The organism is Nocardia sp. NPDC049935, assembly GCF_055586645.1.
Genome location: NZ_JBVJHV010000010.1, coordinates 68,089 through 90,466 on the forward strand (window position 1 = coordinate 68,089; position 22,378 = coordinate 90,466).

General features: G+C 69.5%; 20 protein-coding genes. 10 read left to right on the top strand and 10 right to left on the bottom strand.

Features of this window, described 5'->3' with window-relative positions; translation table 11 throughout:
- Positions 1-211: 211 nt before the first annotated feature.
- Complete coding sequence (locus tag ACZ6SF_RS30075) at positions 212-976, top strand: alpha/beta fold hydrolase (RefSeq protein ID WP_466066668.1); 765 nt, start codon at positions 212-214, stop codon at positions 974-976.
- 5 nt (positions 977-981) lie between these two features.
- On the opposite strand, the gene ACZ6SF_RS30080 is transcribed toward ACZ6SF_RS30075, so the two are convergent.
- Positions 982-1,845 carry an HhH-GPD family protein gene (locus ACZ6SF_RS30080; RefSeq protein ID WP_466066931.1) on the bottom strand — a complete coding sequence of 288 codons (864 nt, stop codon included), beginning with the start codon at positions 1,843-1,845 and terminating at the stop codon, positions 982-984.
- Between the two features lie 177 nt (positions 1,846-2,022).
- Here ACZ6SF_RS30080 and ACZ6SF_RS30085 point away from each other — a divergent pair, with 177 nt between their 5' ends.
- Both ACZ6SF_RS30085 and ACZ6SF_RS30090 read left to right on the top strand, forming a co-directional pair.
- A complete protein-coding gene (locus tag ACZ6SF_RS30085) occupies positions 2,023-2,646 on the top strand; it encodes a carbonic anhydrase (RefSeq protein WP_466066669.1) in 624 nt (207 codons plus the stop codon).
- 127 nt (positions 2,647-2,773) lie between these two features.
- The gene (locus tag ACZ6SF_RS30090) at positions 2,774-3,439 is read left to right on the top strand and encodes a hypothetical protein (RefSeq protein ID WP_466066671.1); all 666 of its coding nucleotides are present in this window, start codon (positions 2,774-2,776) and stop codon (positions 3,437-3,439) included.
- 4 nt (positions 3,440-3,443) lie between these two features.
- On the opposite strand, the gene radA is transcribed toward ACZ6SF_RS30090, so the two are convergent.
- Both radA and ACZ6SF_RS30100 read right to left on the bottom strand, forming a co-directional pair.
- Positions 3,444-4,811, bottom strand: coding sequence for a DNA repair protein RadA (radA, locus tag ACZ6SF_RS30095; RefSeq protein ID WP_466066932.1), 1,368 nt, complete (start codon positions 4,809-4,811; stop codon positions 3,444-3,446).
- Between the two features lie 368 nt (positions 4,812-5,179).
- Positions 5,180-5,839, bottom strand: coding sequence for a copper chaperone PCu(A)C domain-containing protein (locus tag ACZ6SF_RS30100; RefSeq protein ID WP_466066673.1), 660 nt, complete (start codon positions 5,837-5,839; stop codon positions 5,180-5,182).
- A gap of 464 nt (positions 5,840-6,303) precedes the next feature.
- Between ACZ6SF_RS30100 and carD the strand changes: the two genes are divergently transcribed.
- The 6 genes from carD to ACZ6SF_RS30130 all read left to right on the top strand — a co-directional run bounded on the left by carD (position 6,304) and on the right by ACZ6SF_RS30130 (position 11,128).
- On the top strand, positions 6,304-6,792 hold the full coding sequence (carD, locus tag ACZ6SF_RS30105; protein ID WP_011206964.1) for an RNA polymerase-binding transcription factor CarD: 489 nt from the start codon (positions 6,304-6,306) through the stop codon (positions 6,790-6,792).
- Positions 6,793-6,794: 2 nt separating this feature from the next.
- Positions 6,795-7,511, top strand: coding sequence for a 2-C-methyl-D-erythritol 4-phosphate cytidylyltransferase (gene ispD, locus ACZ6SF_RS30110; protein ID WP_466066675.1), 717 nt, complete (start codon positions 6,795-6,797; stop codon positions 7,509-7,511).
- The gene (gene ispF, locus ACZ6SF_RS30115) at positions 7,508-8,014 is read left to right on the top strand and encodes a 2-C-methyl-D-erythritol 2,4-cyclodiphosphate synthase (protein WP_466066934.1); all 507 of its coding nucleotides are present in this window, start codon (positions 7,508-7,510) and stop codon (positions 8,012-8,014) included. Before ispD ends, ispF begins: the two co-directional genes overlap by 4 nt.
- A 176-nt stretch (positions 8,015-8,190) precedes the next feature.
- A complete protein-coding gene (gene cysS, locus ACZ6SF_RS30120; protein ID WP_466066677.1) occupies positions 8,191-9,597 on the top strand; it encodes a cysteine--tRNA ligase in 1,407 nt (468 codons plus the stop codon).
- Position 9,598: 1 nt separating this feature from the next.
- Positions 9,599-10,570: a 23S rRNA (guanosine(2251)-2'-O)-methyltransferase RlmB gene (gene rlmB / locus ACZ6SF_RS30125; RefSeq protein WP_466066679.1), complete on the top strand. Its 972-nt coding sequence runs from the start codon at positions 9,599-9,601 to the stop codon at positions 10,568-10,570.
- Between the two features lie 282 nt (positions 10,571-10,852).
- Positions 10,853-11,128 carry a DUF4190 domain-containing protein gene (locus tag ACZ6SF_RS30130; RefSeq protein WP_466066681.1) on the top strand — a complete coding sequence of 92 codons (276 nt, stop codon included), beginning with the start codon at positions 10,853-10,855 and terminating at the stop codon, positions 11,126-11,128.
- 8 nt (positions 11,129-11,136) lie between these two features.
- Here ACZ6SF_RS30130 and ACZ6SF_RS30135 read toward each other — a convergent pair whose 3' ends face one another.
- The 7 genes from ACZ6SF_RS30135 to kstR all read right to left on the bottom strand — a co-directional run bounded on the left by ACZ6SF_RS30135 (position 11,137) and on the right by kstR (position 20,046).
- Positions 11,137-11,946 carry an enoyl-CoA hydratase/isomerase family protein gene (locus ACZ6SF_RS30135; protein WP_466066682.1) on the bottom strand — a complete coding sequence of 270 codons (810 nt, stop codon included), beginning with the start codon at positions 11,944-11,946 and terminating at the stop codon, positions 11,137-11,139.
- 367 nt (positions 11,947-12,313) lie between these two features.
- The gene (locus ACZ6SF_RS30140; protein WP_466066684.1) at positions 12,314-13,483 is read right to left on the bottom strand and encodes an acyl-CoA dehydrogenase family protein; all 1,170 of its coding nucleotides are present in this window, start codon (positions 13,481-13,483) and stop codon (positions 12,314-12,316) included.
- Positions 13,484-13,659: 176 nt separating this feature from the next.
- Positions 13,660-14,526, bottom strand: coding sequence for a metal ABC transporter permease (locus ACZ6SF_RS30145; protein ID WP_466066686.1), 867 nt, complete (start codon positions 14,524-14,526; stop codon positions 13,660-13,662).
- Positions 14,523-15,503: a metal ABC transporter ATP-binding protein gene (locus ACZ6SF_RS30150; RefSeq protein WP_466066688.1), complete on the bottom strand. Its 981-nt coding sequence runs from the start codon at positions 15,501-15,503 to the stop codon at positions 14,523-14,525. The genes ACZ6SF_RS30145 and ACZ6SF_RS30150 overlap by 4 nt, the downstream gene beginning before the upstream one ends.
- Before the next feature lie 29 nt (positions 15,504-15,532).
- Positions 15,533-16,423 (bottom strand): metal ABC transporter solute-binding protein, Zn/Mn family, encoded by an 891-nt coding sequence (locus ACZ6SF_RS30155; RefSeq protein ID WP_466066690.1) that lies wholly within the window; start codon positions 16,421-16,423, stop codon positions 15,533-15,535.
- Positions 16,424-16,743: 320 nt separating this feature from the next.
- Positions 16,744-19,296, bottom strand: a complete 2,553-nt coding sequence (otsB, locus tag ACZ6SF_RS30160; protein ID WP_466066692.1) for a trehalose-phosphatase — start codon at positions 19,294-19,296, stop codon at positions 16,744-16,746.
- A 102-nt stretch (positions 19,297-19,398) separates the two neighbouring features.
- Positions 19,399-20,046: a cholesterol catabolism transcriptional regulator KstR gene (gene kstR / locus ACZ6SF_RS30165; protein ID WP_466066694.1), complete on the bottom strand. Its 648-nt coding sequence runs from the start codon at positions 20,044-20,046 to the stop codon at positions 19,399-19,401.
- A gap of 133 nt (positions 20,047-20,179) precedes the next feature.
- Between kstR and ACZ6SF_RS30170 the strand changes: the two genes are divergently transcribed.
- Positions 20,180-22,354: an acyl-CoA dehydrogenase family protein gene (locus ACZ6SF_RS30170; RefSeq protein WP_466066696.1), complete on the top strand. Its 2,175-nt coding sequence runs from the start codon at positions 20,180-20,182 to the stop codon at positions 22,352-22,354.
- The last annotated feature ends 24 nt before the right edge of the window (positions 22,355-22,378 follow it).

The following is a 22,378-nucleotide window of genomic DNA, read 5'->3' on the forward strand; positions in this document are numbered from 1 at the left end:
ACTCCCGGCGGTCGGTCGCTGCGCTCCCTCCCTCTGGTCGCTCCAGAACCGGGCGGGCCCCACCCGGGGGGAGGCGACCGTAGGGAGAGATGTGAGCGAATAAGCGCGGGTCAGGTGGCCGTGGAGCCGGGCGACGTCGGACGGTGATGGGTGCGTGCCGGTGCGCCTGGGGTGGTTCCGTGGCGTGAGCGATCCCGATTAGACTCGGCCGATGCTGCACGACGAGGGCGGGGCCGGCACCCCCATACTGCTGCTGCACGGTCTGATGGGTAGCGCCCGGACCTGGGTCGACCAGCTCGAATGGCTGCGTGGGTACGGCCGGGTGTACACCTTCGACGCGGCGGGGCACGGCCGGCCCGCTCCGGCCGACCTCGGCACCGACGCCTTCGTAGCCGATCTGGCCGCCGCTACCGCCGGGATCACCGAGCCGATGGTGGTGATCGGGCATTCGATGGGTGGTCTGCACGGGTGGGTTTTCGCCGCGGCGTATCCGGAGCGGGTCCGGGCGCTGGTGGTGGAGGATATGGCGGCCGATTTCACCGGTCGCACGGCCGAGCACTGGGCGGCGATGGTCGAGGCCTGGCCGCAGCCTTTCCGGGACGGTGACGCGCTCGCCGAATACTTCGGTCCGGTAGCGGGCCGCTACTTCCAGAATTCCTTCGAGCGGACCCCGCAGGGCTACCGCCTGCACGGGGATATCGCCACCTTCCGGGATATCTCCGAGGAATGGGGCGTCCGGGCGTTCTGGCCGGAGTGGGGGCGGCTACGGCTGCCGACGCTGCTGCTCGAAGGCGAATACACGATCACCCCGCCGGGCCAGATGCGGCGGATGGCCGAACTGCATCCGGCCGCCGAACATGTGCTGATCCCGGAGGCGGGGCATCTGGTCCACGACGACCGGCCGGATCTGTACCGCGCCGCGGTCGAACGGTTCCTCGACCGTGTCCTACCGGCGGAGCACGCCACCGGGGTGTGAGCGGCTCAGCCCTCTCCCGCCAGCGCGAACCGGCCGTCCTGCGTTTGTTCGATCAGGCCGTCCACCAGCAGCGAATCCAGTGCGCGGTCGCGCTGGCCGGGATCGCGGGTCCAGGCCGTGTCCAGCCGGATGCGTTCCACCGGGCCGTGGGCCGCGCGCAGAACGTCGAGGAGCCGGCCGCGGGCCTGCCGGTCGGTGCCCTCGTACTTCTGGGTGCGCCGGGTGGATTCGATGACCGGCCGGCCCGCCGTCACCCAGGCGCAGCGCGGTAGCGGGCAGCGTTCGCAGTCGGGTGCGCGGGCGGTGCATACGGTGGCCCCGAGTTCCATGAGCGCGGCGGAGAACCGGGCGGCGCGGTCGACCCGGATCGGCAGCAGCGCTTCGGTTTCCCGCAGGTCGCGGGTGGCGGGATTACCGGCCTCGCCGCGTCCGTGCACGGCCCGCGCCACCACCCGGCGGACATTGGTGTCCACCACCGGGACCCGGCGTCCGTAGGCGAAGCAGGCGACCGCACGCGCGGTGTAGGCGCCGATGCCCGGCAATCCCAGCAGTACCTCGACATCGTCGGGGACCTCGTCGCCGTGTTCGGCGGCCAGGACCTGCGCGCATTCGTGCAGCCGCAGCGCCCGGCGCGGGTAGCCGAGTTTGCCCCAGGCGCGCAATACCTCGCCCGGGCTCGCCGCCGCCATGGCCGAGGGCACCGGCCAGCGTTCGACCCACACCCGCCAGATCGGTTCGACCCGTACCACCGGGGTCTGCTGCAGCATGATCTCGCTCATCAGGATCTGCCAGGCGGTGACGCCGGGCCGCCGCCAGGGCAGATCGCGGGCGGTGCGGGCATACCAGCCGAGCAGTGCGTCGGCGTCGATCGCGGTGGGATCGGTGGCGGGGCGCGCCCCGGTATCCGGTGTTCCGACGATCCCGCTGCTCACCCGACTCGCTCCGTTCGTCCTCACAGTGCAGTGCCACCGGGATGGCGCAGAGGTAAGCGGTGCCGTAACAACACGGATGCAGGGGTGTGCATCGAATCGTGCAGAATGGACACCATGCCTCACTCCAACCCGGTAAGTGCCTGGAAATCGCTGCGCGAAGGAAACGAGCGTTTCGTGAAGGGCACGTCGCAGCATCCTAGCCAGGGGGCCGCCGACCGAGCCAAGCTCGTGGCGGGCCAGAGCCCGACCGCCCTGCTGTTCGGTTGCAGCGATTCCCGCGTCGCCGCGGAGTTGATCTTCGATCAGGGGCTCGGCGATATGTTCGTGGTGCGGACGGCGGGCCACGCGACCGATGCCTCGGTGCTCGGGTCGATCGAATACGGGGTCGGCGTGCTGAACATCCCGCTGATCGTGGTGCTCGGCCACGAGAGTTGCGGTGCGGTGAAGGCGACGCTGGACACCCTCGACGGCGGCGAGGTGCCCGACGGGTTCATCCGTAGCATCGTCGAGAAGGTCACACCCTCGATCCTGGCGGGCCGGCGGGAAGGGCTCACCGACGCCTACGAGTTCACGGCCCGCCATGTGGTGGAGACCAGCAGCCGGCTGATGGAACAGTCCGCGGTGGTGGCGCAGCGGGTGCGGGCGGGAGAATGCGCGATCGCCTGTGCCACCTACAGTCTGGCCGAGGGACGGGTGCAACTACAGCGCGTTGTCGGCGATATCGGTGAAATCGCCTGACGGTCCGCGGTCCGGACCGGGCCACGGCGTACCGTGCCGGCCCGGCCCGCGGCCGGAACCGGCACGGCCGGGCACTCGCGGTGTGCCGTTGACCGCCCTCGCCGCTCGATGCGCTTACCGTTGACACGTGTTGGAACCGACAGGACCACTTCCGCCGGAGATCTACTGGCGGCGTCGAGTATTTGCCATCGGAGCGCTGATCGTCGCGCTCGCGGTGGTGATCTGGCTGGTCGTGACCGTCTCCCGGGGCGGCGATTCGCCCGGTGCGGCCGCGGCGACCTCGTCCACCGAGACCACCGAACCCGCCGCGCGTTCGACGTCGGTGCCGTCCTCCACCACCAGCGCGTCCCGGGAGACCACCTCGGCCGGGCAGACTTCCGGTTCGGCGCCGGTGGCTTCCGGAGAATGCTCCGATCAGTCGCTGGCGATCAAGGTATCGGTCCAGCAACCCACCTACCGGGTGGGGGAGGAGCCGGTCTTCGGCATCGTCATCACCAATATCTCGGGCGAACCGTGCTCCCGGGATATGGGCTCGGGCCTGCAGCAGGTGTCCGTGCACAGCCTGGACGGCGGACGGCGGCTGTGGGCCAGCACCGACTGCTACCCCGACGGCGACCCCGATATGCGGACCCTGGACCGCGGTGAACAGGCCGCGTTCACGGTGACCTGGACGGGCGCCACCTCACAGCCGGAGTGCGCGGGCGAACGGGTGCCGGTGCCGACCGGCGCCTACAACGTGGTGGCGCAATTGGGTTCGGTGCGCAGCGCCCCCGAACCGTTCAATATCGCCTGACCGCCTACTTCCGCGAAAGCCCGGCCAGCCGCAGGGCGCCGCGCAGGCTCGACGCCTCATGCAGCTTCATGGGCGTGTCCTTGCCGTCCACGCCCGGCGGCACCACCGCGTCGGTGAAACCGAGTCGTTCGGCCTCGGCCAGGCGCCGGGTGGTGGAGGTGATCCGGCGGACCTCACCGGCCAGCCCCACCTCTCCGAGGATCACCCAGCCCGGCGGCAGGGCGGTATCGCGGGCCGCGCCGGCGATGGCGAGCGCGATCGCGAGATCGGCCGCCGGCTCGACCAGCCGCATCCCGCCCACGGTGGCCGCGTAGACGTCCTGTTTGCCCACGTACAGCCCGCAGCGGCTTTGCAGCACCGCCAGCACCATGGCGACCCGGTTGTAGTCCAGTCCGCTCACCGCGCGGCGTGGGGCCGGTGCCTGGGTCTCCACGGTGAGCCCCTGGACCTCGCCGACCAGTGGACGTTTCCCGTCCATGGCCACGGTGACCGCGGTTCCCGGCACCGAATCCGCGCGGTGGTGCAGGAAGAGGCCGGAAGGGTCGGTGACACAGACGATTCCGTCGTCGTGGAGTTCGAAGCAACCCACCTCGTCGGCGCTGCCGAAGCGGTTCTTGATCCCCCGGATCATCCGCAGCGCCGTGTTCTTGTCGCCCTCGAACTGCAGCACCACATCGACCAGATGCTCGAGCGTGCGCGGACCGGCCACGGCGCCGTCCTTGGTGACATGTCCCACGAGCAGCACCGCGATTCCGCTCGCCTTGGCCAGCGAGGTCAGCGCGGCGGTCACGGCACGGACCTGGGTGACGCCGCCGATGACGCCGTCGGTATCCGGAGCCAGCATCGTCTGCACCGAATCCACCACCAGCAGTGTCGGTTTCACCTGATCGACATGCCCGAGAACGATCGAGAGATCCGATTCCGCGGCGAGATAGACCCGATCATGCACCGCGCCCGTCCGGTCCGCCCGCAACCGGACCTGCCCCGCGGATTCCTCCGCGGTCACATACAGCGCCCGTTCGTCGCGCTGCCGGGCCCACCGGTGCGCGACCTCGAGCAGCAGCGTGGATTTACCGACCCCCGGCTCGCCCGAGAGCAGGACCACCGAACCCGCGACGATACCTCCGCCCAGCACCCGGTCGAGTTCGGCGACCCCGGTGGGCCGGGCGGTCGTGGTCTGCGAATCGATCCGGGACAGCGGCGCCGCCGCGGTGGTCGGCAACATCGCCTTGCGCCCACCACCGGCCGCCGCGGCCACCGGCAGCGCTTCGTCCACGGTCCCCCACGCCCCGCACCCCGGGCACTTCCCGACCCATTTGGCGACTTCGTGCGCGCACTCCGAACACCGGTACACGGCCTTGTTCTTGGTCACTGCCACAGAACAAGACCCTAGCTGGAATATTGGAGCAGCTCCGCTGCTCGAGGTTCGGCCCTCTTGAGCGCCTGCTGTCAGCCCTCGAGACTCGTGGCTTCGCCACATGCGCTTCGAGTGCTGACAGCAGGCGCGGGCCGAACCAGGGCCTCGTTGGACCCGGGGTGGAGGCAGTTCGGGGTGTCCACAGGGAAGTCGGGTTCGGCACGCCGACGCCCCGCGTTTGCCCGAATGGTCGCCTACGCCAGGGCGGGGCCCGCCCCGGTTCTGGAGCGACCAGAGGGAGGGAGCGCAGCGACCGACCGGCGGGAGTGAAGAACCGGGGTTAATAGGGCCCCGCCCTCGAGCGGCGGAGCCGCTCCAATATCTCAGTGCCCGCCCGCGGGGCCGGTGGTGCTCTTGGAGAGTTCGGATTCGACGCGGGCGGCATCGAGGCCGGCGTCGACGGGGACCTGTACCAGGACCGAGCCGCTCTGCTTGAAGTTGAAGGTGAAGTCGTAGGTGAGGCCCGGGATGATGTTCTTGGTCAGGCCGGTGACCTCGATACGGGCGTGTTCGGTTGTACCGCCCTCGGTCTGGATGGTCTCACCGGTGGTGTGGGTTTCCGCACCGGCCGCGGGGGTGGACACCACGACGGTTTCCGCGGGCGAGATCTCGAGCTTGTCGCCCTGGGCGGGGGTGATCTTCACGGGGCCGAGGTCGGTGGTGACACCGGTCAGTTCGTCGGTGACGGTTTCGCCGGTGTTCACGATCGACAGCGACAGTGCCGCCTGGCCGCCCGTGGTGTTGGCGGGGGAGCCGTTCCCGGGGTACACGAGGTGGACGTTGCGCAGTGCGATGGCGCCGATATCGGCGGTGTTGCCGTTGATCGCGGCGACCTGGTCGGCGGTCTGCGAGACCATGCCGGCGCCGCAGCCGGACAGGGCGAGCGCCGCACCGGCGGCGAGCGCGGCGACCGTCACCAGGCGGCGCCGACGCCGAGTCGGGGAGACCGGGCTCGCGGCGGTCGCGGCATTCAGTGCAGTCACGGGTTGTCCTCCATGTCCGAGTGGGCGCACTCCAACTAGGCACTGTAGTAGTCGGTTCGGAACGGCGGGTGCACCGGGCGGTGTCAGGGGGGATTGCGCCGTGTCGCCTGTGTGATTTGTCGCACGTCGGGGCGGGTGCAGGCATATCTCGGGGTTCGCCGGGTCGGACGGCGGGATCGATGCGCCCGGGGCCGGTTGGACGGGGCGCCGCGGGGCCGGGGCGGGGGCGGCGTTGACCGGTAACGATTCGGCCTCCGCGGGCGAATCTCCGACCCGCTCGGAGCGGGGTCGCCGGGGTCGCGCCCGAGGGGTGTTCCGACACCCGTTCGGGCACAACGTAATGCACACCCATCCGGTCCTGTCAAGTGCCAGTACCTGGTCGTTGTGGCCCTGACCTGCGCAGTTGATCGCGCCGTTATCGAGTCGCGTGTTAAACTGTGAACATCGAAAGGGGCACGGGACACATGATTTTTAAGGTCGGAGATACCGTCGTTTATCCCCATCATGGGGCGGCTTTGATCGAAGCTATCGAGACCCGCACCATCAAGGGTGAGCAGAAAGAGTATCTGGTCCTGAAGGTCGCACAGGGTGACCTCACTGTTCGGGTTCCCGCGGAAAACGCGGAATATGTCGGCGTCCGCGATGTCGTGGGCCAGGAAGGCCTCGATCGGGTCTTTCAGGTTCTGCGTGCGCCGCATACCGAGGAACCCACCAATTGGTCCCGTCGTTACAAGGCCAACTTGGAGAAGCTCGCCTCCGGCGATGTGAACAAGGTGGCCGAGGTCGTACGCGACCTGTGGCGCCGGGAACAGGATCGTGGCCTGTCCGCGGGCGAGAAGCGGATGCTGGCCAAGGCTCGGCAGATCCTCGTCGGTGAGCTCGCGCTCGCCGAGGGGACCGATGACGGCAAGGCCGAGACGCTGCTCGACGAGGTTCTCGCCGCGGCGTCCTGACCGTGCGTGAATCGGACGGTGCCGGCCGTACCGCCGGTCCCGTCACCGCGTTGGTTCCTGCCGCCGGCCGTGGTGAACGCTTGGGTGCGAATGAACCCAAGGCGTTTGTCGCGGTCGGCGGCACACCCATGCTCGGGCTGGCTGTGAAAGGCCTGATGGCCGCCGAGGTCGTCGACGAGATCATTGTGATGGTGCCCGCCACTCTCGTCGACCGCGCCGCGGCCCTGCTACCGTCCGACGCCCCGGTACGGATCGTGGTCGGTGGCGCCGAGCGCACCGACTCCGTCCGCGCCGGTCTGGCGGCCGCCGACGCGGCCACCGGGTACTTCCTGGTCCACGATGCCGCGCGGGCGCTCACTCCGCCCGAGCTGATCGCCCGGGTGGTAGCCGAGCTGCGCTCCGGGCATCCGGCGGTGATACCCGCGCTGCCTGTGGTGGACACCGTGAAATCGGTGGATCCGGCCGGTGTCGTCACCGGGACGCCCGACCGATCGGCCCTGCGCGCCGTGCAGACCCCTCAGGGCTTCGCCGCCGATGTGCTGCGCCACGCCTACACCCACCCCGAGGCCGCGACCGACGATGCCGGTCTGGTCGAGCGGCTCGGTGTCCCCGTGCGCACCGTCACCGGCGATCCATTGGCTTTCAAGATCACCACGCCGCTGGACCTGCGGCTGGCCGATGCCGTACTGCACGGCAGTCCGGTGGTGAGCTCGTGCTGAACGTCCGTGTCGGCATCGGCACCGATGTCCACCCGATCGAACCGGGCCGGCCCTGCTGGATGGCGGGCCTGTTGTTCGACGGTGAGGACGGCTGCGCCGGTCACTCCGACGGTGATGTCGCCGCGCACGCGTTGTGCGATGCCCTGTTGTCCGCGGCCGCCATGGGCGATGTGGGCTCGGTGTTCGGCACCGGACGGCCCGAGTGGGCCGGAGTTTCCGGGGCCGCCATGTTGAAAGAGGTCCGGCGGCTGCTGGAAGAGGCGGGATACGCGGTGGTCAACGCCGCGGTCCAGGTCATCGGCAATCGCCCGCGTATCGGCCCGCGCCGGGCCGAGGCGCAGCAGGTGCTCGGTGATCTGCTGGACGCGCCGGTCTCGGTATCGGGCACCACCAGCGACGGCCTGGGGCTCACCGGCCGTGGGGAAGGTATCGCCGCCGTGGCCACCGCGCTGCTGCACTGTCCGGAGCGGCCGAGCACGCCCGGAGCCGGTAGCGAGATCTGACCGGTACGAACACCGGATACTGCGAGGCCGCGTATTCGGGGTGAACCGGGCTCGAAGGTGATCGGCGAGCCCCGGCCCGGCCGAATGCCGCAACACCGGCCCGCCCCGCTACCCTGCCCATATCCCCCTGCACAACATCCGAGTGCAATCCATACACGAAACTAGGATCGACTGCCGTGACGCTGCGCCTGTTCGACACCGAGAAACGGACCCTGCGTGATTTCACGCCGCTGGTACCCGGCCATGCCTCGGTGTACCTGTGTGGCGCGACCGTGCAGGGTCAGCCACATATCGGTCATGTCCGCAGCGGCGTGGCGTTCGATATTCTCCGCCGCTGGCTCACCGCGAACGGTTTCGACGTGGCATTCATCCGCAATGTCACCGATATCGAGGACAAGATCCTCACCAAGGCGGCCGCGGCCGGACGGCCCTGGTGGGAGTGGGCCGCGACCCATGAGCGCGCCTTCGACCAGGCCTATCGGCAACTCGGCGTACTGCCGCCCTCGGCGGAGCCCCGGGCCACCGGCCATATCACCCAGATGGTCGATTTGATGCAGCGGCTGATCGACCGGGGTCATGCCTACGCCTCCGAGGGCAATGTCTATTTCGATGTGCGCAGTTATCCGGAATACGGGCAGTTGTCCGGCCACCGGCTCGACGATGTGCATCAGGGCGAGAGCGCCGGCGTCGGTAAACGCGATCCGCGGGATTTCACCCTGTGGAAGGCGGCGAAACCGGGCGAGCCCACCTGGCCCTCGCCCTGGGGGCCGGGACGGCCGGGCTGGCATCTGGAATGCTCGGCAATGGCCGAGTTCTACCTCGGGTCAGAATTCGATATCCACTGCGGTGGAATGGATCTGGTCTTCCCGCATCACGAGAACGAAATCGCTCAGTCCAAAGCGGCCGGGCACGGCTTCGCGCAGTACTGGTTGCACAACGGCTGGGTCACCATGGGTGGCGAGAAGATGTCGAAATCGCTCGGCAATGTGCTGTCCATTCCGAATGTGCTGAAATCGGTGCGCGCGGTGGAATTGCGTTTCTATCTGGGCAGCGCGCACTACCGGTCGATGCTGGAGTATTCCGACAAGGCGCTCACCGACGCCGCCCAGTCGTATCAGCGGATCGAAGCGTTCGTGAACCGGGTGGCCGAACGTGGCGGCGATATCCCGATGGGGAAATGGACCGACGGTTTCGCCGCCGCCCTCGACGACGATCTCGGCGTGCCGAAAGCGCTCGCCGAGATCCACCACGGTGTGCACGAGGGCAACAGGGCACTGGACGCGGGAGTCATCGATACCGCCCGTGAGCACGCCGGACAGGTCCGCGCGATGCTCGACGTGCTGGGCGTGGACCCGCTGGACCCGCACTGGCACGCGGGCGCCGACCATTCCGCCGCCGACGCCGCGCTCGAGGTGCTCGTCGCCGCCGAACTGGAGCGGCGCCAGCAGGCCCGGGCCACGAAGGACTGGGCCAGCGCCGACGCCGTCCGCGATCGGTTGCAGGCGGCCGGTATCGAAGTCACCGACACCCCCAACGGCGCGGAATGGTCGCTGGGCGCACCTACCCCCGGAAAGGCGGGCTGAGATGGCCGGCAACTCACAACGTCGAGGTGCTATCCGCAAGGGCGGCACCAAGAAGGGGCAGGTCGTCGGATCCGGCGGGCAGCGGCGGCGCGGACTGGAGGGCCGCGGCCCGACCCCGCCCGCCGAAGCACGCACCAAACATCCGGCCGCCCGGCGTTCCGCGGCGAAAGCCAAAGCGGCGCAGAACAAACCGGCCCCCCGCGGCGGCCGTCCCGCGGGCCGGCACGGCGACGACGGTCCCGAGTTGGTGCTGGGCCGTAATCCGGTGATCGAATGCCTGCGCGCCGGGGTGCCCGCGACGGCGCTCTATGTGGCGGTGGGCACCGAGAACGACGAACGCCTCACCGAGAGTGTGCGTATCGCCGCGGACGCCGGTATCTCCATCCTCGAGGTGCCGCGCACCGATCTGGACCGGATGAGCAGCAACGGTCTGCATCAGGGCATGGCGCTGCAGGTTCCGCCCTATCGCTACGCCCATCCGGACGACCTGCTCACCCGTGCGCTCGAATCACCGGAACCGGCACTGCTGGTCGCCCTGGACAACATCTCGGACCCGCGCAACCTGGGCGCCGTGGTGCGCTCGGTCGCCGCGTTCGGCGGTCACGGCGTGGTGATCCCGCAACGGCGCAGCGCCAGCGTCACCGCGGTCGCCTGGCGCACCAGCGCCGGCGCCGCCGCCCGGCTGCCGGTCGCCCGTGCCACGAATCTCACTCGTACGCTCAAGGATTGGGCATCCCGCGGCGTGCAGGTGATCGGCCTCGACGCCGGCGGCGACACCTCCCTCGACGATTTCGACGGCACCACTCCCACCGTGATCGTCGTCGGCTCCGAAGGCAAAGGCCTCTCGAGGCTCGTCCGCGAGAACTGTGACGCCATCCTCAGCATCCCCATGGCGGGCCCGGTCGAATCGCTCAACGCCTCGGTAGCGGCGGGCGTGGTCCTGGCCGAAACGGCCAGACAACGCCGCATCTGAGCCGTCGGCCCCGACAGCCCGCCCCGAAGGCGGCCACCACCCCCGGGTGACTCATTACGTCCCGCTCACCCACTCGGCACCGCCCCCACCCCGCGCCGAGCCCCGTGAGGCCCCGGTTCGGCCCGCGTCGGCTGTCAGTGCTCGAAGCGCATGTGGCGAAGCCACGAGTCTCGAGCGCTGACAGCCGACGCTCAGGAGGGCCGAACCTCGAGCAGCGGAGCTGCTCCAGTGTTACAGCTCCAAATCACGGCAAAATCGGTTCGGCACCGTAGAATTCGTGGTGTGGTGATACCCAACGCGCCTATCGACAAGCCGGTCGAGCACCCGCACGCGACGACGGTGCTGTTCCTGGGTGCGCTCAGCGTGCTGTGTTGTGGACTGGCCGGGCCGGTGGCCTGGGCGCTGGGTAAGCGGGCTCTCGATCAGATCGAGGAGTCCGGCGGCGCGTACGGTGGCCACACCCAGGTGGTGGTCGGATTCACGCTCGGTGTCATCGGCACCATCCTGATGATCGTGCTGGCCGTGCTCTTCCTGCTCGTCTGGTTCAGCGGCGGCTGACCGCCCACTCAATCCAGGCTCTGCTGGCCCGCCCATTTCGTCCGGGCCCAGGTCGGCCACTCCTCACTGATCGAACCCGACCAGGTCGGTTGCCGGCGTTCCCGGAACGCCGCCATCGCCTCGCCCGCGTCCCGCCCGTCGGCGATATGTTCGTTCAGATCGCCCTCGAGCTGTCCGACGACATTCGGTTCCAGCCCGATGCCCTCCCACAGCAGCCGCTTCGACAGCGCGGCGCTCAGCGGCGCGGAACCGTTGGCGATATCGTGGGCGACCGCCATAGCCGTGGGCAATACCTCCGCGGCCGGCAGGCAGGCGTTCGCCAGCCCCATCGCCTTGGCCTCGTCCCCGTCGAAGGTGCGGCCGGTGAGCAGGATATCGGCGGCGTTGGCCAGCCCCGCCAGCCGCGGCAGCGTCCAGTGCACGTACCCGTCGGCGAGCACCCCGCGCCGCACCTGACTCAGCGCGTACACCGCGTCGTCGGCCAGGTACCGCAGATCGCACTGCAGCGCCAGCGCCAGCCCGGCCCCCACCGCGTGTCCGTTGACCGCCGCGATCACCGGCTTGCGCACCAGGAAGGGCGGCGGATCGATACTGGCGCTCACCTCGCCCACCCGATCGGACAGATCGGCTCCCGCGCAGAAGGCCGGCGGAGTCCCGGTGATCACCACGACCCGGATCGCGTCCTCGGCGTCGCACCTCTTCAGCGCCGCCCCCAGCGCCTCGGTCATGGCGGGGTTGAAAGCGTTCTGCTTGGCCGGCCTGTTCAGGGTGAGGACGGCGATGCCCGCTGAGACATCGACGAGCAATTCCGAACTCATGGCAGGGAGTCTATGGCGCGCCCCCCACGCCCAGTAACCCGGAGCTGTAATTTTGGAGCTGTAACTTGGAGCAGCTCCGCTGCTCGAGGTTCGGCCCTCTCGAGCGCCTGCTGTCAGCCCTCGAGACTCGTGGCTTCGCCACATGCGCTTCGAGGGCTGACAGCAGGCGCGGGCCGAACCCTTTCAGGGGCTCGCATGGCGGGGCTTGCTCATACTGCGTGTGCCGAGTTCAGCGAGGCCTTCCGAGGGTTGCGGGCCGTCCCGTGTTTCAGTGTCCGAAGCGCATGTGGCGAAGCCACGAGTCTCGGGCGCTGAAACACGGGACACAAGGGGCCCGCAACCCCGCGGCGCCGGAGGCGCCGCCGAATTACCTGAGCAGTTTGCGGGAGATGGCGTATTTGTGGACTTCGGTGGGGCCGTCGTAGAGGCGGAAGGGGCGGATGTCGCGGAAGATCATCTCGACGACCGTTTCGTCACTGACGCCGATTCCGCCGAGGATCTGGACGCAGCGGTCGGCGACCTTGAACAGTTCCTCGGAGACGAACGACTTCGCCATCGAGCTCTCGTGGCGGGCTTTTTCGCCCTGGTCCATGAGCCAGCAGGTGTGCCAGATGGTCAGCCGGCACTGGTGCAGGGCGATTTCGTTGTCGGCGATCATGAACGACACGCCCTGGTGTTCGCCGAGGGTTTTGCCGAAGGCGGTGCGGGTTTTCGCGTGGTCGATGGCGATGCTCTGGGCGCGTTCGGCGGCTCCGAGCCAGCGCATGCAGTGGGTGAGGCGGGCGGGGGCCAGCCGCAGCTGCGCGTAGCGCAGGGCCTGGCCGGCTTCGCCGAGGAGGGCCGATTGCGGGAGTGTGAGCTTGTCGAAGCGGACCACGCAGTGACCGGCGACGTAGTTGCGGTCCATGGTGTTCATGGTGCGTTCGATGACGATGCCGGGCTGATCGCCGTCGGTGAGGAACAGGGTGGGGCCCGACGGCAGGTGCGGGTTGTCCTCGAGCCGGGCCATGATGATCCAGGTTTTCGCGCCGTTGGCGCCGGTGATGAGCCATTTGCGGCCTTCGATGGTGAAGTTCTCGCCGTCGAAGGTGGCGGTGGTGGCGAGCTGGCCGGGATCGGAGCCGGCGCCGTCGGGTTCGGTCATGGCGAATACCGAGCGCTGGTGGCCGTCGATGACGGGCTGAAGATACCGTTCGGTCTGTTCCGGGTTCGCGATCTTGGAGAGCAGGAACATATTGCCCTCGTCCGGCGCCGCGCAGTTCATCGCGACCGGGCCCAGGGTCGACCAGCCGGCGGCCTCGTAGAGGACGGCCTGCTCGATATGGGTCAGTCCCCGGCCGCCGAGCGCGGTGGGGGCCTGGATGGTCAGCAGTTTCTCGGCGCGGGCGAGTTCGACGAGTTCCTGGCGGAGTTCGTCGGTGGGGCCGTGCGCGGTGAGGCGGGGATCGCGCTCGTAGGGGACGATCTTCTCGGCGACGAAGCGTCGGACCCGGTCACGTTCGGTGGCGAGGTCGGCGGGAATCGTGAAGTCGATCATCTGTGGTCACCTTCGTTCCGGGAGCGTTGGATCGAGCATACGAAACCCGCCCATCCGTACTGAAGGCACCTGCCCGCAGAATCGAACCCCCGATCCGGCCGAACCCTCCCGCATATCCGTGTGCCGCGCCCCCGAAACCCCGCCGGTCGCATCCGCCGCCGGAGGCGGCGCCGAAATTACCGCACCCTGGCGACCTGGCGTTGCCTTGCGCCGATCACCCGGCAGACCAGGTAGATCACGAACGAGATCGTGGTGACGAAGGTGGAGACCGGGGCGCCGGGTGCCAGCGACAGCAGGATGCCGCCGACGGCCGAGATCTCGGCGAACAGGACCGCGAGCAGGGTGGCCCGCATCGGGTCGGCGGTGAGCTGGGCCGCCGCGGCGGCGGGCGTGATCAGCAGCGCGAGTACGAGCAGGGCCCCCACGATCTGCACTCCGAACGCCGCGGTGATGCCGAGCATCACCGCGAACAGGATGGACAGCGCGCGCACCGGGACTCCGCGTGCCACGGCGACCTCGGGGTCGGTGCTGGCGAACAGCAGCGGACGGTAGACCACGGCCAGCACCGCCAGCACCGCGGCGGTACAGGTGGCCAGCAGGGTCAGTCCGCCGAATCCCACACTGACGACCTGGCCGGTCAGCAGGGAGAACTTGGATCCGGCGCGTTCCGGGCCGAGCCACAGGAACAGCACCGAGAGGCCGAGGCCGAAGGAGAGCACCACCGCGATCACCGAGTCGCGTTCGCGGGCGCGAGTGCCCAGGACCCCGAACAGGACCGCCGCCACCACCGATCCGGCGATCGCGCCGACGCCGACCCCCGCGCCGACCAGCAGCGCGGCGGCCGCACCCGTCAGCGACAACTCGCTGGTGCCGTGGACCGCGAACGACATCTGCCGGCTGATGATCAACGGACCGATCACCCCGGCCAGCAGGCCCAGCAGGGCCGCGGCGAGAACCGCCTGCTGGACGAAGTCGTAGCCGAGGAGATGGACGGTGGTCCCGATATCGAAGATCTCGGCCAGCACATCGGAGAGCTGGTTCATCCGCGGGCCTGCTCGGTCCGGCGCACCGGTTCGGCGTCCGCCGTCCGGTGCGGAGTGCCGGGATCGCCGTGACAGTGGGCGCCCGCGGTGCCGAGGGCGTCCATGGTGTCACCGGTGCCGACCACGACCAGCCGGCCGCGGACCCGCAGCACATCGACATCGGTCTGGTACAGCTCCGACAACACCGCCGAGGTCATGACCTGGTCGGGGGTACCGATCCGGAACTTCCCGTCCACGAGGTAGAGCACCCGGTCCACCAGCGGCAGGATCGGGTTGATCTCGTGGGTGACGAACAGCACCGCGGTGCCGTGCTCGCGGCGGCGCGCGTTGATCAGCCCCGACACCAGCTGCTGGCTGGCCAGGTCGAGGCTGAGCAGCGGTTCGTCGCAGAGCAGGACCGTCGGGTCGCCGACCAGCGCCTGCGCCACCCGCAACCGCTGCTGTTCGCCGCCGGACATACTCTCCAGCGGGGCCTTCGCGAAGGCTTCGGCGCCCACATCGGCGATGGCGGCGGACACCTTGCGGCGGCGTTCGGCCCGCCCGCGCAGACCGAGCCCCCAGCGATGCCCGTCGACACCCAGGCCGACGAGATCGGTGCCGCGCAACTGTACTCCGGCGTCGATGGTGCGCTGCTGCGGGATATAGCCGATATCGGGGTGCCCGGCGCGCGGCGCGGCCCCGGCGATACGCGCGCTGCCCGAGGACAGCGCGAGCTGGCCCAGCAGCACCCGCAGCAGCGACGTCTTCCCCGACCCGTTCGGTCCGAGTATCGCGATGAACTCACCGCGGGCGACACTCAGGTCCAGTTCCCGCCACAGCGTCCGGTCCCCGAAGGCGAGGGTGGCCGCGTCGAGCCGGACCGCGGGCGTTTCGCCGCGCGCCGCCGCCGAACCGTTGCGGGCCGCCGACCCGTTCGGGTGGACCGCCCCGTCGACCGCGGGCGCGGTGCGGCGGCCCGCAGGCGCGGTATCGCTCATTGCATCCATCCGTTCGTCGCCGGTCCGCGTCAGCCGAGAGCCTCGGCCAGGGCCTGGGCGTTCTGGGTCTGCCATGCCACGAAATCGAGCCCGTCCGGCAGCGTCTCTGTCACCTCGACCACCGGAATCCCGGCGGCCTCGGCCGCCGCCCGTAGATCCTGGCTCACCTTGTCCTCGGTCTGGACGTTGTAGATCAGTACCTGGATCTTCTTCCCGGTGATCAGATCGCGGGTCGCGGCGACCGCCGCGGGCGCCGGATCGGTTTCCTGCTCGATCGCTTCCTGATAGTCACGCGGCGTCCGGTCGACCGTACCCGCGTCCTGCAGCAGGTAGTACGCCAGCGGCTCGGTTTGCAGCACCGTGGCGCCGGGCCGGTCGGCCGCGATCCGGTCGGTCTGCGCGCTCACCTGGGCGACCCGGTCGGTGAACTGGGCCGCGCGGTCGGCATAGGCCTGGGCGTGCTCCGGATCGATCGCCGCGAGCGCCGATCCGATCTGTCCTGCCACCGCCGCCACGGTCTCCATGTCGTACCAGACGTGCTCGTTGGCATCGTCGCGGATCTGCGCGTCCCGCGAAGCCACGGCCTCCACCGTCCGCTTGTCCCGGCCCTCGATCGCCTTGGCGACGAACTCGTCGTAGTGCCCGCCGTTGAAGACCACCAGATCGGCGTCACTGAGCTGCGCCGACTCCGCCGCCGAGGTCTCGTGCGAATGGGGGTCGGCGGCGGGATCGGAGATGATCGCCGAAACCTCGGCATCCGGCCCCGCGACCGCACCGGCGATATCGGCCCACACATTGGTCGACGCGACCACCGAAGGCTTACCGGAATCACCCCCCGCACCCCCGCACGCGGTCAGCATCGCGGCAGCCGCGACCCCCACCGAGAGAACCAGGGCGCTACGGACGGACTTCAAGGACACGGGTCTACCTACCAGAGTTAATGGAAATCGTTTCCGTTTTACTTTAGCAGGACAGAACCAGCCCCCTGAACCAACCGCCCAGTCCGCCCCCCGACGCCTCAACCAGTAACGCCCCCATCGACAACCCGGCCCATCCGGACACCCCACCCTCCGAAGATCACCTTCCCACCGCCGAGCCCCGGAGGCCCTGGTTCGGCCCGCGTCGGCTGTCAGCGCTCGAAGCGCACGTGGCGAAGCCACAAGTCTCGAGCGCTGACAGCCGACGCTCAGGAGGGCCGAACCTCGAGCGGCGGAGCCGCTCCAAAATTACAGCTCCGAAATCACTGCCCCAGCAACTGGGCGCAGCGCAGGAGGCCGAGGTGGCTGTAGGCCTGGGGATGGTTCCCCAGCGACCGCTCCGCCACCGGGTCGTATTCCTCGCTCAGCAACCCCGTCGGCCCCGCCACATCCACCAGCTGCGCGAACAGCGCTTCGGCGTCGGAACGCTTCCCGATCAGCAGATAGGCCTCCACCAGCCAGGCCGCGCACAGGTGGAAGCCGCCTTCGCCGCCGGGCAGGCCGTCGTCGTGGTGGTACCGGTAGACCGTGGATCCGCTGCGGAGTTCGGCCTCGGTGGCCACCACCGTCGCGGCGAAGCGCGGATCGGAGGGGTCGATGAGACCGCTGAGGCCGATGTGCAGGGTGGCCGCGTCGAGGTCGGTGCCGTCGTAGGCGGCGGTGTAGGACTGGACCTCGTCGTTCCAGCCCTTGGTCTTCACCTCTTCGGAGATGGTGTCGCGCAGCGGGGCCCACGCGGCGTCGATCGGGCGGTCGAACTTCTCGGCCAGAACGAGCGCGCGGTCGACGGTGAGCCAGCCCATCACCTTCGAGTACACGTGGTGGCGGGGGTTTCCGCGGATCTCCCAGATGCCGTGGTCGGGTTCGGTCCAGCGGCGCTGCACCGCCGAGACCATGGCGTGCACGAGTTCCCAGTCGGCGTCGGGCAGGACCTTGCGCGGGTCGGTGGTGCCCTGCTTCTCGCGGGCGTGCGCGAGGGCGGTGATGAGATCGACGATGGGGCCGAAAACGTCCAGCTGGACCTGCATGTTCGCGGCGTTGCCGACACGCACCGGCCGCGATCCGGCGTAGCCGGGCAGCTGATCGATCACCGCTTCCGGGGGGAGGGTTTCGCCGTAGATGGTGTACAGGGGGTGGAGGCGTTCGGGGCCGGGCAGCGTTTCCAGCACCCGGTGCACCCAGTCCAGATACTGTTCGGCCTCCCCGAGCGACCCCAGTGAGACCAGGGCGTTGGCGGTGAGTGCGGCATCGCGCAGCCAGCAGTAGCGGTAATCCCAGTTGCGCACGCCGCCGATGTCCTCGGGCAGCGAGGTGGTGGCGGCGGCCAGAATGGACCCGGAGGGGGCGTGCACCAGGCCGCGCAGGGTTAGCGCGGACCGTTTCATCAGGTCGGGTTTGAGGACGGGCAGGTCGAGCCCGGCCGCCCATTCCGACCAGTACAGCTCGGCGATCCGCCGGCGTTCGGCCTCGCCGGTGGTGGCGGGGGTCAGATCGTGTGTGCCGCACCGCAGTTCCAGCACGACGGGCCCGTCGGTGGGGTCGACCACGGCGGTCGCCGTATCGTGGGCGCCGTCGCTGTGGATCTGCCAGGTGACTCCGGGCGAGCGCAGTACCACCGGGTCGTTGGTGCCCCAGACCCGCAGTCCGTCGCGCTCCACCTGGATGGAGACCGGGACCTGCCCGAATTCCGGGCGCGGCGCGAAGGTGACCTCGGCGGGGGCGGTTCCGGTGATCACCCGGGTGAGATCGGTGCGGTCGGGGTCCACGTCATGCGGGAGGTAATCGGTGACCTGGAGTTTCGCCCAGCGGGTTTCGACGGTCATGGTGCCGTCGACGTAGCGCTGCGACAGCGGCAGGCCCGGGCGCTGCGGGGCCACCGAGAAGTGCCCGGCGTCGATGCCGCCGAGCAGATGGGCGAAGACGGCGGCCGAATCGGGTTCGGGATGGCAGAACCAGGTGACCGTGGCGTCGGGGGTCAGCAGTGCCACCGAGCGCGGGCTGGCCAGCATGGTGAGTCGTTCGATCCGGGGGGCGCTGGCGCCGGCCAGCCAGGTGCGCCGCTCCTCGAGCAGGTACGCGAGGGCGTGCGATACCGCCTCGGTGGTGTGCACGCGGTATTTGGCGAGGGATTCGCCTTCGCCGACCTTGATACCGATATCGGGTCCGGCGAGTACCCGGAACGCCTTCTCGTCGGTGACGTCGTCGCCGAAGAACACCGCCGCCGACGCGCTCTCCTGGTGGCGCACGGTGCTGAGCGCCGAACCCTTGTCGGTGGGGACGACGGCCAGCTCGATCACGGCCTTACCTTCGGTGACCTGGACGCCGACCCAGCAGGCCGGGCCCTGGCGGGCCTGGCTCAGGGCCTGGCGCCCGATCTCGGCCGGGGCGTTGCGCACATGCAGCGCGACGCTGGCCGGTTTGACCTCCACGGAGGCGCCGGGGTGGTCGGCGGCGATGGCGTTCAGCGCCGTCACGACCTCGCGCAGCAGTTGCCGGGCGTCGTTGTCGATGGCGTGGACGAAGCCCACGTCGAACTCGGAACCGTGGCTGCCGATCAGCTGCACTTCCACCGGTAGCCGCGACAGGGCGGCCAGGTCACGCAGCGCGCGGCCGGAGATCACGGCCGCGGTGGTGCCGGAGAGGCCGGCCAGTGCGCGTAAGGCTCTCACCGACTCCCCGTGCGGGTATGCCTTGGCCGGATCGGACACGATGGGCGCGATCGTCCCGTCGTAATCCGATGCGACCAGCAGCCGAGGCACGCGAGCGACCGTCGACAGCGCTCGGCGAAGTTCCAGTGGCAGATCCTGTGCGCTCACACCATCCAACCTATTGATCGGAGTTTTCGTTAAGGGGGGGCGCGCATGACAATACTGTGTCGAGAGCCCTACTCCGATTCGGCGGGAACTGTGAGCGGCCGCCTACACCTCGGAACGTTTGCCGAGCAGTAGATCGACGGTCAGTTCGAGGCGTTCGGAGACGTCGGTCGCCGAGGCGCGCCGGGTCAGCCAGGCCACCAGATTCGACAGCCAGACATCGCTGATGACGCGGGCGATGGCGAGCTGGCGTTCGGTGGGTTCGCCGTCGTTCATGGCGCGGGCGAACACCCGGTCCATGACCTTGCCGACCCGGTCGACCTCGGCGGCGGCGGAGGCGTCGGCGAACATGAACGCCCGGGTCATCGCCTCGGTGAGCAGCGGGTCGCGCTGCATCATCCGGGTGATCTGGGCGAGCAGCGTATGCATCCGCTCCTCGGCCGTTCCGGCCAGCGGTTTGCGTTTGCCCTCGAATTGCTCGAACTCCCGGGCCAGGGCCGAAACCAGCAGATGCACCTTGGACGGGAAGTACCGGTACAGGGTTCCCACCGCGACATCGGCGCGCTCGGCCACGGCCCGCATCTGGACGGCGTCGTAGCCGCCCTTGGACGCCAGCGCGAGGGTGGCGTCGAGGATGCGCTTGCGCCGTTCCCGTTGCGCGGCCGAACTCAGCTCGTCCTCCCGCAGCGTGGTGACGGGTGCGGCGGTGGCCGCACCCGAGTCGCCGGGCTGGGAACGGGAGGGGCTTGCCATGGAGTGGAGTCCTTTCCGTGACGTGTCGTAGCGCGTGGAGCAGTGTCGCAGGCGCATGCCTTGACTTCCGCCCACCGAGGATATTAGAACATGTTCTAGGTGTGGGAGTCACGCCGGAAAGGCGGTATGGACTGTGACCATCGCCACCACTGACGAGCACAAAGCCGTTCAGCAGTCGATGAGCGGATGGGCAGCAGCGGCGCGACCGATTGCAACAATGCGGGCCGACACCACCGGCTTCTGGCGGACCTACTGGCCAACGCTGAGCGAACTCGGAATCTTCCACGTGGCGGTCTCCGAGGAGGCCGGCGGCGCGGGCGGAACGGTGACCGACCTCGCTGTTTTCCTCGAACAGGCGGCCCACGACATGGTCGGCGGACCGGTCCTGACGACCGCGGTCGCCGGGCTGGTGACCGCGGGCCGGCTGGCCGAGGACCAGCCGTGCGGTATCGCGCTGGACACGGTAGTGGCCGACGGCGGCGAACGCGACGCGGCGGCGATCCCGGTGCTCGACGACGCGGGCGAGCTCGGCGGTACCTGGGAGTCGGTCCTGGGCGCGGCGGCCGGCACCGCGCTGTTGCTGCCGGTCGAAACCGATGCGGGCCGCCGGTGGTGTCTGCTCGGCGCGGATACGCCCGGTGTCCAGATCGAGGCCCTGGAACCGCTGGATCTCTCGACGCCGCTGGCCCGGGTGCGCTGCGCCGGGGTGCCGGTGGAGCCCGACGCGGTGTTCGATCCCGAGTACGCGGTGGAGGATCTGCTGGCGGCGCTGGCGGTCGCCGAGCTGGCGGGCGTTACGGGCTGGTGCCTGGAGACGGCGGTCGACTACGCGAAGGTCCGCGAACAGTTCGGCCGCAAGATCGGCAGCTTCCAGGCCGTCAAGCACATCTGCGCGTGGATGCTGTGCCGCACCGAACTCATCCGGTCGGTGGCCGCCGACGCGGCGGCGGCCGTGGATTCCGGCGCCTCCGAACTCCCGATCGCGACGGCCATCGCGGCCGCGATCAGCCTGGACGCGGCGGTGGAAACCGCCAAGGACTGTATCCAGGTGCTGGGCGGTATCGGTTTCACCTGGGAACACGACGCCCACCTCTACCTGCGCCGGGCGGTGGCGCTCAACCAGCTGCTGGGCGGGGGAGCGTACTGGCGGGCCCGGGTCACCGAACTCACCCGGGCGGGTAAACGCCGCACCACCGGCGCCGACCGGGTCTTCGCCGATGCCGCGGCCGCCGGCGAGGCGACCGCGGACGCGGCGACCGGCGAACTCGCCGCCGAAGTGGCCCGCATCGCCGCGCTCCCGGCCGGCGAGCAGCGCGACGCCCTGGCCGACGCGGGCATGATCATGCCGCACTGGCCCGAGCCCTACGGGCGGGCCGCCGACCCGATGACCGGCCTGGTGATCTCGGAGGAGTTGCGCCGCGCCGGAGTGTCCGTACCGGATCTCACCATCGGCGGCTGGGCCGTGCCGACGCTGTTGCAGCACGGCACCCCGGATCAGATCGAGCGGTTCGCCTGGCCGACCCTGCGCGGTGAGGTCGTCTGGTGCCAGCTGTTCAGCGAACCGGAGGCGGGGTCGGATCTGGCCGCGCTGCGGACCACCGCCGAACGGGCCGAGGGCGGCTGGATCCTGCGCGGCCAGAAGGTGTGGACCTCGCTGGCCAAGGAGGCCAACTGGGCGATCTGCCTGGCCCGCACCGATGCCGCCGCACCGAAGCACAAGGGCATCAGCTACTTCCTCGTCGATATGCGCAGCGCCGGTATCGATATCCGGCCGCTGGTGCAGATCACCGGCGAGGCCCGGTTCAGTGAGGTGTTCCTGGACGGGGTGTTCGTTCCCGACGAGTGCGTGGTCGGTGACCTGGGCAACGGCTGGAAGATCGCCCGCTCGACGCTGTCGGCCGAACGGGTCGCGATGAGCGGCAACGGGATCGGGCCTGCGCTCGAGGAACTCATCGCGAAACTGCCCGCGACCGGCCGGGGGTCGGAACTGGTGAACGACAGGCTCGGCGGGTTCGTGGCCGACGCCATCGCCGGGCTGCTGCTGGAACAGCGCGCCGCCGTCCGCATCCTGGCCGGCGCCGATCCCAGCGCGCAGAGCAGTGTGCGCAAACTCGTAGGTGTGCGGCACCGGCAGGCGGTGGCCGAGTTCGCGGTGCAGGTGGCCGGTCCGGCCGGTGCCCGGGCGACCGCGGACACCTCGGAATTCCTGCTCACCCGCTGCCTGTCGATCGCGGGCGGTACCGAGCAGATCCTGCTGACCGTGGCGGCCGAGCGGATTCTGGGGCTGCCCCGGGACGCGGCCGGATAGTTCGTGCGACGACTGGAGAGCTGA